Below are 13,250 nucleotides of genomic sequence, written 5' to 3'. Positions count from 1 at the left end.
AGAACACTTGGTTTCTTTCGCGTGTCGCCAATGTCTCAGCGGCGACTTTTATAATATATCACGTTTGCCTATCCCTTTGCAAGTCTTTTTTTAAATTTCTTTTTGCTTCTCATTTGAAGCTGTCATTTAAATAAGAACCTGTAAAAGCGGCGAGACTTAATTTATCATAGCTTGACCACCTACGTCAAGCTTTAATTATCAATCAGATGTGCAGGAGATCGATCGCGTACCTCAGGGTTTGTTTGAGCACTGTCCCAAAACAAAGAACCTCCATCCCCAATCTCGGATCTGAAGGCTCCCTTACCTAATAGTAAAGCCACACTCTTATTACCCATTTCAACCCTCAGCCACCGGTCGGTACTTCAGCTCCATGCAGTCAGCCAGCTCCTCTGCCGCTTCCTCATAGGACAAGATAGCCACCTCATCGATGACGCCTCTGTGCACCAGCTTCTGCACGACCAGCGCCAGATCGATGTGCAGCGCCTGCAGCTCCGGATGGCGCTGCAGCTCCATGATGCTCCATGGCTCCTGACGGCTATGCATGACCTTCATCAGCAGGTTGCAGCTGGATTTCATATTGCTCAGCACCGAGAATTCGCAAGCTAATAACACCAGGCGGACTCGCTGCTCCAGCGTCTCGGGACTGACGGTCAGTTCCTCATACAGCTTGTAGATGCCTGGATGATACTTACGCATCTGCCGCCACACGGTGAGCTCCGGGTGGATGCCTTCGTCAATCAGCGCGATATGCGCCCAATGATGAAGCGCCGACAGGATATTGCTATGCGCGTCCAGCAGATTCTCGTCATGCAGATCCTGCTTGGCTTGCAGATAGGTGCGCAGGAACGCCGAAAACTCCACCAGCCGCTTCTGCTCCCGCAGCGTCTCTGGAAAATCGACGATTCGTTGCCTCATCTTCGCCAAATAGTCCCCATGATCCAGCAAGATATCACCCCGCATGAGCCATTGTATAATGCTCCGGTTCTCCACGCCCGTCAGCCAGCTCTCCAGTCTGCCCGGCTGGACAGTACGCAACTGAATGTGTACGCCCTGCATCCGGACATGCTCTGTCTCGCGGTCGGCATCCGTCTGATCGCTGACGACGAGCAGGAGCAGGTCCATACCATCGATAAGCGGATTATAGTCATAAGGGTTGGTAATCGCCATAACGCTGATGCGACCGCTTTGTCGTGCATAGCGTGACTTGTAAAATGCTTTGATCGATTCCACAATGTCCTCCATATAGCTTCAAAGGCTGAGATAAGCTATAATATAGTCGAGTCTCGGCATAGCCTGGAAATGGCTGCACTGTTGACCCGCATCATGAAGTAATACGTTCTCCCTAGTAACTCTTAGTTCTGTTCGACAGGCATAAGCCAGTTTCCTGCTGATGGCCTATTTGTTTACAGTTCTTTTTTTAAGAAAGGAAGATCCGTAATGTTTTTTAAGTCCGCCAAGATCAACGAATTTCGTCTATGGGGATTGATGTTCACCATGATCGGCATGGGGCTGATGATATTCGGTACAGCGGGCATCGTGTTGTGGGGCGAGACCGGCAAAATCTTCGCCGCCGTCTTCATGGTGCTGGGCATGATCGGGATGATCCTCAGTGTGGCCGTCTATTTCTGGGCAGGCATGATGTCCACCAGCGCGCGCATCGTGCCTTGTCCTGAGTGCAATAAAGCAACCAAAATGCTCGGCAAGACCGATCGCTGCATGTTCTGCAAGACGATGCTCACGCTCGATCCGGAGCAGGCGACCGAGCCGCAGCCCGAATCCTGATCGCCGCTGCTTCTTGACCGGCAAGCCGGACAAAAGATACTGTTAGATTCCCGTAAACGAAAGACGCCGCAGAGCATAAGCTCCGCAGCGTCTTTTCTTCATGAAGATGAAGAAATGTATTATGGCCGTACCTGCAACTCCTGGTGAAGCGCCTCCCATATCTGAGGCTTCTGGAAGCCTCGCTGCCAGGATGCGATGCCCGCCAGATCGTACTTGCGGACCAATTGCACGCGGGCTCTGGCCGACTTACCGTCCTCCAGCCAGATCCGTTTAGTCGCGCCTTCCTCCTCATACTCGACGTAATGCTGCCCCGCAGCCTCATCGAGCACCGGCGTCAAGTCCCGCTCGGCCAAGATCTGATCCGCCGTCTCCATCCCGATCGCCCGTGAGCTAACTTCGACTTTGCCGTCTGCACCCGTCTGCTCGGTCCACACTCTGGTGTACAGAGGAATACCCAGCACTAGCTTCTGCGGAGGCACGTGATCCTCCTCCAACAGCCGCACGATGGAGCGCTCCACCCAAGGCAGCGATGCGACCGAGCCTGACACCGGACTGGAGCCCCAATGCTCGTCATACGCCATCAGCATCATATAATCGACCGTCCGCGCCAGCGCTTCGCGATCCAGGAAAAGCGACCACATCTCGCTGTTCGACTTGGGCACCACGTCGATGGATACGACTTGTCCCTGCTCATGCATGAGCGGGGTCAGCTCGCGTACAAACTGAACCAGGTTTTCCTTATCCTTCGTGTAGACATTCTCAAAATCGAGGTTGATGCCTTGCAAATTATACATCTGCGTATAGGCCAGCAATTGCTTGATCATCGACAGTCGGCTCTCGTACGATCCAAGCGCCTCGGTCGTCAAGTCCGGATCGAAGCTGTTGCTGAACAGCGCCCACACATGATACCCGCGCTTGTGCGCCCAAGCCACATATTGCGAATCCGCCTTGCTGCGGATCTTGCCGCTCCCGTCCACCAGTTCAAACCAGGTTGGGCTGACAACATTGACACCAGGCATCTCACCGATCTTCGAGGTGTCGGGATTGCGGGAGTAGACGGCCTCCCACGTCAGATTGATGCGCTCTCCATAATGCTCCCACGGGACGAAGCCCTCTGCCCGCTCCGGCTCTGCTACCGTCTCGATCGTGGTGAGTCGCACATCGCGTTTGGGGACATAGCCGATATAGCCGTTGTTGCCCTGAACCTTGTACCAGCCGGCCTCCTCCTCCCAGATCCGGACCTCGGCGCCCTCGGCGAGCGGCTCCAGCACTGGCTCGCGAATCGTCGGTCCGCTACGGACCGCGCTTGAGCGTACAGTCTCTGCGTGCTGGATGCTCTGTCCGGGAGCGAACAGAGTGACGATGCCGCTCTCCTCGTGGACCAGCGCACGCACCCCATAAAGCTCTTGCAGCGGGGTCATCGGGATATACACCTCATCCTCAGCTACCTCTGCGGCAAACGCCAGCTCGAACGGCTCCTGGTTCATACTGGCCGTCAACGCATCGGTCTTCAGATGTACGACCTTATCGACCGTCGTCAGCACGATGCTGCCCGTCGCCTCTTCGTAGTACAGGGATTCCGACGAGCCAAGCACCTCGGCGATGGCGCCGAGCGGCAGCTTGACCGCTCCATCGTCCACGAGAGCCCCGAAGGGGAGCTCCTGCCCTCCATATAAGATCGGGTGCGCCCGATCATAATCCGGTACGATACGCTCCGAGTTAGGGATCAGATAATACCAGCCGGCAAACCCGCCTGCGAGAAGTATTGCCAAGATGAATAAGAACAAAAAGCTTCTGCGGCCTCTGCTCTTCCGTCGAACGCCATGCGGGAGTCGTACCGTCTCCACTTCATCCCTCCTAAAATTACGCCGAATCTTGCTCGCCTCGGTCTATCAAGCTATGAAAATCTATCCAAATGCCCGCAAAATGTAAAAAAGATCGTACAATCGAGCGGCGCCCGTCAGGCTGCCACTCGCTATACGGTCTTTTTAAGTTCACTCATTGAATGCTGGTCTTACAGCAATCCCCGCACAAGCCGTAGATCTCCATGCGGTGACCCTCCACGACAAATCCGGTCTCGCGCGACGCGGTTCGCTCGACCTCCAGCAAAGGGGGATAGTCAAAGTCGACGATCTTCCCGCACGACTTGCAGATGGCATGATAATGATCCGTAAGATCGGCATCAAAACGGCTGGAGTCGTCCCCGTAGGTGAGCTCCCGCACCAGTCCAGCCTCAACAAACAGTCGCAAGTTATTATAAATCGTTGCCACGCTCATGCTCGGGAAGTTCGGCGAGAGCGACTTGTAGATCTCGTCGGCAGTCGGATGCGTCATCGAATCCATTAAATAAGCCAGAATCGCATGTCGTTGCGGGGTCATCCGGACGCCGGTCAATTTCAATTGCTCCAATGCCTGCTGAACACTTGTTCCCATCGTCCTCCCGCCTTTCATTGTAGTTACTAACTATTCTACGTGGAGCTTTTACACTTTGTCAATGTAAGGCCTGTCTGCGGCTACCGATAAGAGCGGAGGTAAATGCTGCTATTGCCTTGCAAAGACACCAAATATCGCCCTCTCCCTGCCGCGCCGCGCACCGATCTGCCATCGACGATAAGCGGCAGCTCCGAGTGAATCTCGCCGAAGGTGACCGAGCCTCGGACGCGATAATCGCCGTCCTCAGGCAGCTCGGCGGTGATGTCACCTATCGCGCTGTCGAGCTGCCAATCGCCGCCGATCCGACTGCTGCGCACCTCAATGCTGCCATTCAACGTATCCGCCGACACCGTATCTGCGACTTCGTCTATCCGGATGACCCCGTGCTTGGTCGCGGCGTTGACCAGACCGGAGATGTCCGTCAGCTCGAGGTCGCCATTGATCGTCGAGACATGAGCCTCGCCTTGCATCCGGGAAGCAGCGATATGGCCATTGCTCGCCTTCAGTTCGGCTCGGCCGTCGATATCGGCAGCGATGATGCCTCCGCTGCGCACATCGACGCTAAGCGGACCGAGGAGCCGCTCCACCTCGATCTCGCCATAGGCGCTCTCGATCCGCAGCCCCTCGGTCGCAGCGATCCCCCGCGCATCGACATTGCCCGAGATGCCCTGCACCCGGATCATCAAGGGCGGCGGGGCTTCCGCCACCGCCTCGTGCGAGGATGACGCGTCGCCGCGTTCCTCCCCTGAGCCTTCGATCGGCAGCTCTGGCGCTCCATCCGCTGCATAACTGTATTCGGCTGGGAGGGTGATGGTGAGATTGATCCGCGGCCGCCATGCCAACTCTGGCCCATACAGCTCCCCTTGGCCCTGTATCGTCAGCGTCTCTCCCTCTCCGCCGACCTGGACTGCGGAGGCCTTGGCGATCGCGCGTGCCTCGTCCTCATCGGGCAGATCGACCCAGACGACGCTCTCGATGCTCAGCTCGGCATCCGCCGAGTCCGCCGCGCGGATCGTCACCGACCCGTTCGGATTGTCGATCCGCAGCTCGCGGACCTCGCTCATCGAGAGCCGGATCGGATCGAGCGTATGGGCGAACCCGGCATCGCCGGTATACGTAGCGATCTCGCGCGGGTCGCCGGCGAATTGGTCGAGCCAACGCGCCGGCAGATCCGCATAATGCGCCACTCCGACCGCCGCCGCCGAGGCAACGACAGCTGCAAACAGCGCCAGCCCATCCAGCCGATACCGGACCGGGCGACGCCAGCGGAGAGCGAGCGCCTCCAGACCAAGCAGCACGAATACGATCGGCCACCAGTCGAGCCAGTAGGCGAGGAATGTACCGCCCGAGCCGTCGCCGACTGCCTGATCCAGGGCGATCGCGACCGCCGAAGCCGCCAGCACCAGCGCCCCCGAGACTCTGCCGAGGGGCCAACGTCCGCTCGCCGCCAGTCGGAGCAGCCAAGCTGCCAGGAAGGCTAGCAGCGCCGCCGGCGCATAGTCCCCTGCCTCGCGCAGCAGGGAGGCGAACCAGGCCGGCGGATGGAGCAGGAGCAGGATGAGCGCGCCGGTCACGACGAGCGCACTCGCTTGACGGACTCGCAGCAGACGTCCGCGCCGCGCTCCCGTCCGCTCTGCGGAGTCGGCCAGTTGCAGCACATCGTAGACGCTATACCCGTATAGCGCAGGCAAGAGCAGGCCGAGGTAGACGATCCACAGCAAATATCGCCCGCCTCCGGCATTGGCATAATAGACGATCGCCGCCCCATCCGCTACGACAGCTGCGAGCAGGAGCAAGCCTTGGGCCACATAGCCCAGATACAGATGTCCGGCGCCAGGCGCCAGGCTCCCCAGCAGCCCGGCCAGCCAACGCACAGGCTTGCGGCGTCGCCGACGGTTCCGCGTCTCCATTACTCCATACTCACCGCCCGCACACCCTCCAGCCGTTTGATCTCATCCATCAGCTGCCATTGCGATCCGCCTCCCGGCAGCGTCACCTTCATACGCACCATATAATCGGGCATCATCGTCTCTTTATCCGCGTGATCGACCACGGATGCCTTGCGGATGACAATGTTCCTCTCCGTCAGCAGCTTGCTCACCGTCTCCAGGATCACATCTTGTTCGGCAGCCCGGATGATCAGTAGATGTTCCTTTTTGCCGCTCAGGAACCGCTTCTCCAGCTTATTGAGCGCCCACAGGGTGATCAGCACCAGCACAGTTGCGAAGACCGCGGCATAGACGAAGCCAGCCCCGATCGCCAGGCCGATCGCCGAGACGACCCATAGCGTCGCCGCTGTCGTCAGCCCTGTGATCGTCTTGCCGGTGAACAGGATGACGCCCGCGCCCAGGAAGCCGATGCCCGTGATGACCTGTGCCGCCAGACGCGCCGGGTCGAGCCGGACATTGCCCTCATTGACGAATGCGGAGAAGCCGTAGACGGACAGGAGCATGAGCAGACAGGAGCCGAGGCAGACGAGAATATTGGTCCTGAGCCCTGCCGCATGGTTGGACTGCTCCCGCTCCAAGCCGATCAGCCCGCCTAGCAGCACGGCTACCAGCAAACGCACCAAAATTTCATATTCGCTAATGTACCACGGACTATCGACCGCCAAGCCCATCAGGCGCACCCCCTTTGATTACATATATATAATATAGATCGATAATATCAGACTGACCACAAAAGGCCGAAGAGGCGCGGAATTGATTCTGTAGAAGTCTGATAAATATTCGCCGAAATTTACAAAACCGCCATGCGCAACATGAAGCTTGCATGACGGTTTTATATTAACCCCAAGCAGACCGGACGTAACCGAAACTTGGGTTGAACATAGATAAAATCAGCCGTTCAGACGCTCTACGAGCAGCTTGTTGGCCAGACCCGGATTCGCCTTGCCTCGCGAAGCCTTCATCACCTGGCCGACGAGGAAGCCGATCGCTTTCTCCTTGCCGGCTTTGTAATCCTCCACCGACTGCGGGTTGGCCGCGATGACCTCGTCGACGATCGCCATAATCGCGCCTTCGTCGCTGATCTGGACCAGCCCCTGTTCCTCGACGATCTGCTGCGGCAGCTTGCCCGACTCCAGCATCGACTTGAAGACAGTCTTGGCGATCTTGCCGCTGATCGTCCCCTTTTCCATCAGGCCGATCATCTCGCCCAGACCTTGACCGGTAATCTTGACGTCCGCAAGATCGAGATTGTTCGTATTGAGATAACCGAGCAGGTCGCCCATGATCCAGTTGGCCACGGCCTTGGCGTCCTTCGTATATTGCAAGCTCTCCTCGAAGAAATCCGCCAGCTTCTTGGAAGCTGTGATCACATCGGCGTCATAGGAGGACAGTCCGTAGTCGGCCTGGTATCTTGCCTTGCGAGCGTCCGGCAGCTCGGGAATCGATGCGCGTACCCGCGCCTTCCAGTCCTCGTCGATCCGCATCAGCACGAGGTCCGGGTCCGGGAAATACCGGTAGTCATGCGCCTCTTCCTTGCCTCGCATAGAGAGCGTCTTGCCCTGCGCCTCGTCCCAACGACGCGTCTCCTGGACGACCTCGCCGCCGCTGTCCAGCACCTCGGCCTGACGCCACTGCTCATACTCCAGTCCGCGTTGGACGCCGCGGAAGGAGTTCATATTTTTCAGCTCGGCGCGCGTGCCGAACTTCTCCTGTCCGTATGGCCGGAGGCTGATGTTAGCGTCGCAGCGCAGCGAGCCCTCCTCCATCTTGACGTCGGACACGTCGCAATACAGCATGATCGCCTTCAACTTCTCGAGATAGGCCTTGGCCTCCTCCGGCGTCCGGATATCCGGCTCGGAGACGATCTCGACGAGCGGCGTGCCGACGCGGTTCAGGTCGACCAGCGACGCATAACCGCCGTCGACATGCGTCAGCTTGCCCGCGTCCTCCTCGAGATGGAGACGGGTGATGCCGATCCGCTTGGTCTCGCCGTTCACCTCGATGTCGATCCAGCCTCGCTCGCCGATCGGCTTGTCGTATTGCGAGATCTGGTACGCCTTGGGCGAATCGGGATAAAAATAGTTTTTGCGGTCGAACTTGCTCTCCGAGGCAATCTCGCAGTTGAGCGCCATCGCCGCCTTCATCGCATACTCTACCGCCTGTCGGTTCAACACCGGCAGCACGCCGGGATGGCCGAGGCAGATCGGGCACGTATGGCTGTTGGGCGGCGCGCCGAAGGAGGTGGAGCAGCCGCAGAAGATCTTGCTCTTCGTATGGAGCTCGACGTGCACCTCAAGTCCGACTACCGTTTCATATTTGGATGTCTCAGACATTATTCTCGTTCCTCCTGCTTGATGGATTCCGTAGCTCTGCAGCGTGCATACGATCGGTTACAGCTGCGGACGCAAGGCATGGTGTCCGGTGTTCTGTTCGTAGGCATGGGCTGCCCGCAGCACTGTCGCCTCGTCGAAGGCGCGGCCGATGATCTGCAGACCGACCGGCAGACCGTCCGAGAGGCCGCAAGGGACGCTAATCGCTGGAACGCCGGCCAGGCTGACCGGAATCGTGCAGATGTCGTTGAGGTACATCGTCAGCGGGTCGCCGACCTGCTCGCCGATGCGGAACGCCGTCGTCGGCGCCGTCGGCCCCATGATCAGGTCGAAGCGCTCGAACGCCTGGTCGAAGTCGCGCTTGATCAAGGTGCGCACCTGCTGCGCCTTCAGATAATACGCATCGTAATAGCCGGAGCTGAGCGCGTACGTGCCGAGCATGATCCGCCGCTTCACCTCGGGGCCGAAGCCCTGGCTGCGCGACTTGCGGTACAGGTCGATCAGATTGTCCGGATTGTCGGCGCGCACGCCGTAGCGGACGCCGTCGAAGCGGGCCAGGTTGGAGGACGCCTCCGACGAGGCGAGCAGATAATACGTCGCGACCGCATATTCGGTATGCGGCAGCGAAATCTCCTCCCACGTCGCGCCGAGATCCTCATACACCTTAAGCGCCGCCAACACCGCTTCCTTGACGCCGCTGTCGATACCTGCCCCGAGATATTCCTTAGGCACGCCGATCCGCAGACCTTTGACATCGCCGCTCAGGGCGCTCACATAATCCGGGATCGACACATCGGCCGAGGTCGAGTCCATCGGGTCGTAGCCGGCGATCGCTTGCAGCACGTAGGCTGCGTCTTCGACGTTCTTGGTGATCGGTCCGATCTGGTCGAGCGACGAGGCGAAGGCCACCAGCCCGAAGCGGGAGACGAGTCCGTAGGTCGGCTTCAGGCCGACAACGCCGCAGTATGAGGCTGGCTGGCGGATCGAGCCGCCGGTATCCGAGCCGAGCGAAAAGTATACTTGCCCAGCCGCTACGGAAGCTGCGGAGCCGCCGCTGGAGCCGCCCGGCACGCGCTCGGTATTCCATGGATTGCGGGTCGCATGGTAGCTGGAGTTTTCATTGGAGCCGCCCATGGCGAATTCGTCCATGTTCAGCTTGCCGATCGTGACCGATTGGGCTTGCTTCAGCTTCTTGGTCACCGTCGCATCGTAGATCGGGTTGAAGTTGTCCAGGAATTGGCTGGCGCATGTCGTGCGCAGCCCCTCTGTGACGATGTTGTCCTTGATGCCTGCGGGCAGACCGAATAGCAGGCCCAGCTCGCCGCCCTCGGCGATCTGTCCATCCAGTCTGGCCGCTTCGGTGCGAGCCGCATCCTCGGCCAGCGTGATAAACGCCTTGACCTGGGACTCGGTACCGCCGATCCGCTCATATGCCGCGTCCACCAGTTCGGCGACCGACAGCTCCTTGCTGCGCAGCTTGTTATGTACATCCTGCAGCCGCATATCAAAAATCGAAGCCACTCAAGCTCCTCCCTTCATCTCTATCCTTCTATTCCAGTACAGCAGGCACGCGGAAATGACCGTCCTCTTCGTCCGGCGCATTCTTCATCGCCAGCTCTGTGCCTGTCGATTCGCGAACCTCGTCAGCCCGCATCACATTCGTAATCGGCAACACATGCGTGGTCGGCTCGACGTCGGTCGTATCCAGCTCGCCCAGCTTTTCGGCATATTTCAAAATGGCGCTCAGCTGCTCGGTGAACGTCGCCGTCTCCTCGGCCGACAGCTCCAGTCGGGCCAGCTTGGCCACATGCTCGACATCCTGATGGGTAATGCTCATCTTCTCAGCCTCCTTCCCCAGATTCACACCTGCTCATTCTTCCTATTATAGCCCAGAGGATGCTCCAACTCAACGTCGAATCCAAGCGCAGCTGGGGGGCGCAGAAAGAAAAACACCCCGAATCGATCGATTCGAGGCGCTTGGTCTCATTTCCTAATTCCTTCTATTATTTCTTCTCCGTCAGCAGATCGGCGATAATATCCAGCTGCTTCTCGATGGCGATCGGATCGCCGGGGAGGAAGGTGTCAAAATCAATCTCGTACACCTTGCCGCTCTTCCAGGCCGATGTATGCTGGATCAGCTTTTCGACCTCCTTCATCTCTTCCTCCGCCCCTTCATTGACGGCCAGCAGCAAGTGATCACCGATAAAGTCGGGGATGACTTCCCGTGAGATTTGCCACGTCTCTCCGTTGATGACCTCATCCTTGACCTTCTGAGGCGGCTTGAAGCCCAGCAGCTTATAGATGATATTGCCTCCCATATTGCCATCGCCATAGATGAAGATTTCTTTGGCACGCACATTGAGGATCGAGAACGTTTCGTCCGGGCCGACGAGCGGAGCCAGTCGTTCCTTGTAGGAAGCGATCTTCGCTTCGAACGCCGTCTTCCACGCCTTGGCTTCGTCTTGCTTACCGAGCAGCTCGCCGAACATCTCTACATCCAGGAACGGATCATTGAGCTGCTCCACGACGACGGTCGGCGCGATCTGACTGAGCGCCTCGTATCCACCTTCGACGATCTCCATGAATGGCACTGTCGTGATGATCAAGTCGGGGTCAAGCGCCAAAATCTTCTCCGCTGATGGTGGAACCCCAACGTCCATAATATCGCTCAGATCGCCGAGCAGCGGGTTATCCAGGACATAGGTAGTCGCCCCGACCGGTCTGACGTCAAGCGCCATCAGCTGCCCCAGATGGAACAGACTGACCACCCGCTCAGGCTTGACAGGAATTTCGGACTCACCCTTCAAATGCTTGTACGTTCTTGTTGCAGCAACTCCGCTCTCTATCTCGCTCTCCGAGGAGGATGCGCCCCCATTTGCCGCGCCGTTTGCCGCGCCCCCGGTATTGCTTCCTCCCTGACATGCGCTGAGCAGCAGCGTCGTACAGAGCAGCAGCATCGCGGCGATTCGCGGTTTTTTCCAACCCAACATTGATGTTTCCCCTTCCTCTGTCCACTGATAATAAATCTCATTCTCATTATGGGAAAGGGCATGGACAGATTCAATGGACAATCCGAACGACAGCAATGGATTATTCTGAACCGCCTTGCGTTGCTCGCTCCGGTATTGCATGGGCGAGCAGCCGGTATGCTTTTTGAACAGGCGGCTGAAATAATAGGCATCGGCATAGCCGACGCTGGCGGCGATCTCATGGAGCCGAGCCTCCGAGCGCAACAGCTGCTGCTTGGCCTTATGGATGCGCACATCGATCAGATAGTCGATCGGACCAAAGCCCAGCTGCTGTCTGAACAGGCGGGATAGGTAGCTGGCGCTGCAGCCGCAGACGCCGGTCAGCGTCTCTACCGTAATCGGCTCGGCATAGTGCCGCTGAATATAGCGTACCGCCTCGGACAGCGGGTCGGGGCGACTATCATGCTCGGCGACCGTCTGTCCCTGACGCAGCGCCTCGCCGACGAAGGACAAAAAGGCTGCCTGCGCCTCCAATCTGCTGAGCGCATCGCCGCCCTGCCACAAGCTCGTCACCGTCTGGCACTTATCCTGAAGCGGCAATGCGGCATGCGGCGTATAGCTGTATGTCTGCGCCAAACGCTCCAGATCGGTCGGCGAGGAAGCCAGCGCCCGATAGCTGAGCACCGTCCACCTAAAGTCGCTGCTCGCAGACCGCACCGACATCAGGGCCCCCGGGCCGCCGTGCAACAGGTAAACGCCGCGGATGTGGTGGACGGTATCCGAGATGACCAGCTCAGATGCCTCGCCAGTCGTAAGGACAAAAAATCCGCCGTCCGTCTCGCTCCGCACCGGCAGCGGCTCGTCTCCCTGACGCTTGTGTATATGTGTCAGCCTGACAGTCGCGTTGCTCCAGCTGCCAGCGAGCGCTTCCCAGTCCATAATTTCTCCTCCACATCCGATTCCAGACTGCCCTCCACACAATGTCTACAATTACAGACTCGATCTTCCGATTCGCTGTTGTCCCGGATCAAGCAAATGCTTAGCATTTCAAAAAGGCTTCCCTGCGAAGGGCAATCTAATTGCCCTTCGCAGGGAAGCTCCTCGGAAGGCGGCAGATGCTAGATCCACGCCTTCAGATTAATTTGTCGGATAAAGTCTTCGCGGGAGCGGCCCTCCTGAGGCGTCTCCTGCTCCTCATCCTCCACCTCGTTGTCGCCGTTCATAATCCAGTTGAACAGCTCCTCGTTGCGCGTCGCAAGCGCATAGTCGATCAGCGCCTCGCGCTCGATGCGATCCGCCTCTAGCTGCAGCAGCACTTCCTCCAGCTCCAGATCCGAAGCCGGCACGAAGAAGTTCTTGTTCGCCTTCGGGATGCGGACGACGTAGTCGAAGGCATTGTCCTGGTTGCGGTCATACGCAATTATATACCCATACTCCCCAACCGGGAGATGTTGTTCGAACTGATCCGATATGACGATGACGCGTTGCCCTAGCTTCCACATCGCATGATTGCCCCCTAACTCTAGCAGCTCAGAAACTATAACACTATCCTACTAAAAAAAGTTAGACGTGTCCAATCGGAGCCGCTCGCAAATCAGGGAAAAGCGTCTTAAGGCTCGATTCGAATCAAACGCTCCGGCGATCGGGTGAGCGGACGCGCCCCCTCCTCTGTAACGAGGTAGCAATTCTCGATGCCGACGACGCCGCGTCCCGGAAAGGTAAACTTCGGCTCCACGGCGACAACGGTCCCCGCCAGCAGCGGCTCGTCGAAGCCGGCAGCGAGCACC

Annotated in this window: 12 protein-coding genes; 1 reads left to right on the top strand and 11 read right to left on the bottom strand. The window is 58.3% G+C overall.

Features of this window, described 5'->3' with window-relative positions:
* Positions 1–336: 336 nt before the first annotated feature.
* Positions 337–1,230 carry a nucleotidyltransferase-like protein gene (locus tag PA598K_RS27495; protein ID WP_128660006.1) on the bottom strand — a complete coding sequence of 298 codons (894 nt, stop codon included), beginning with the start codon at positions 1,228–1,230 and terminating at the stop codon, positions 337–339.
* Positions 1,231–1,437: 207 nt separating this feature from the next.
* On the opposite strand from PA598K_RS27495, the gene PA598K_RS27490 reads away from it, so the two are divergent.
* Complete coding sequence (locus tag PA598K_RS27490) at positions 1,438–1,782, top strand: DUF2614 family zinc ribbon-containing protein (RefSeq protein WP_128660005.1); 345 nt, start codon at positions 1,438–1,440, stop codon at positions 1,780–1,782.
* Between the two features lie 119 nt (positions 1,783–1,901).
* Here the strand turns inward: PA598K_RS27490 and PA598K_RS27485 are convergent, their stop codons facing one another.
* From PA598K_RS27485 to PA598K_RS39085, 10 genes are all read right to left on the bottom strand, one after another.
* Positions 1,902–3,629 carry a glycosyl hydrolase family 18 protein gene (locus PA598K_RS27485; protein WP_128660004.1) on the bottom strand — a complete coding sequence of 576 codons (1,728 nt, stop codon included), beginning with the start codon at positions 3,627–3,629 and terminating at the stop codon, positions 1,902–1,904.
* 151 nt (positions 3,630–3,780) lie between these two features.
* The gene (gene perR / locus PA598K_RS27480; RefSeq protein ID WP_128660003.1) at positions 3,781–4,215 is read right to left on the bottom strand and encodes a peroxide-responsive transcriptional repressor PerR; all 435 of its coding nucleotides are present in this window, start codon (positions 4,213–4,215) and stop codon (positions 3,781–3,783) included.
* A gap of 80 nt (positions 4,216–4,295) precedes the next feature.
* The gene (locus tag PA598K_RS27475) at positions 4,296–6,125 is read right to left on the bottom strand and encodes a DUF4097 family beta strand repeat-containing protein (protein WP_128660002.1); all 1,830 of its coding nucleotides are present in this window, start codon (positions 6,123–6,125) and stop codon (positions 4,296–4,298) included.
* Positions 6,125–6,835 carry an MgtC/SapB family protein gene (locus PA598K_RS27470; protein WP_128660001.1) on the bottom strand — a complete coding sequence of 237 codons (711 nt, stop codon included), beginning with the start codon at positions 6,833–6,835 and terminating at the stop codon, positions 6,125–6,127. The genes PA598K_RS27475 and PA598K_RS27470 overlap by 1 nt, the downstream gene beginning before the upstream one ends.
* 219 nt (positions 6,836–7,054) lie before the next feature.
* Positions 7,055–8,497, bottom strand: coding sequence for an Asp-tRNA(Asn)/Glu-tRNA(Gln) amidotransferase subunit GatB (gene gatB / locus PA598K_RS27465; protein ID WP_128660000.1), 1,443 nt, complete (start codon positions 8,495–8,497; stop codon positions 7,055–7,057).
* 57 nt (positions 8,498–8,554) lie between these two features.
* Entirely contained in the window at positions 8,555–9,997 is a 1,443-nt protein-coding gene (gene gatA / locus PA598K_RS27460; RefSeq protein WP_128660009.1) for an Asp-tRNA(Asn)/Glu-tRNA(Gln) amidotransferase subunit GatA, read from the bottom strand.
* A gap of 46 nt (positions 9,998–10,043) precedes the next feature.
* Positions 10,044–10,331, bottom strand: coding sequence for an Asp-tRNA(Asn)/Glu-tRNA(Gln) amidotransferase subunit GatC (gene gatC, locus PA598K_RS27455; RefSeq protein WP_128659999.1), 288 nt, complete (start codon positions 10,329–10,331; stop codon positions 10,044–10,046).
* Between the two features lie 166 nt (positions 10,332–10,497).
* Positions 10,498–12,402, bottom strand: coding sequence for an AraC family transcriptional regulator (locus PA598K_RS27450; protein WP_128659998.1), 1,905 nt, complete (start codon positions 12,400–12,402; stop codon positions 10,498–10,500).
* Between the two features lie 179 nt (positions 12,403–12,581).
* Complete coding sequence (locus PA598K_RS27445; RefSeq protein WP_128659997.1) at positions 12,582–12,965, bottom strand: ATPase; 384 nt, start codon at positions 12,963–12,965, stop codon at positions 12,582–12,584.
* A gap of 107 nt (positions 12,966–13,072) precedes the next feature.
* Positions 13,073–13,250 (bottom strand): M24 family metallopeptidase (locus PA598K_RS39085; protein ID WP_376739083.1); only part of this gene is annotated, 178 nt, incomplete at its 5' end.

It is taken from the genome of Paenibacillus sp. 598K (genome assembly GCF_003851045.1).
Classification (GTDB): Bacteria; Bacillota; Bacilli; order Paenibacillales; family Paenibacillaceae; genus Paenibacillus_D.
Note: the sequence above shows the minus strand (reverse complement) of the source record. Positions and strands in the feature narration are given on the sequence as shown.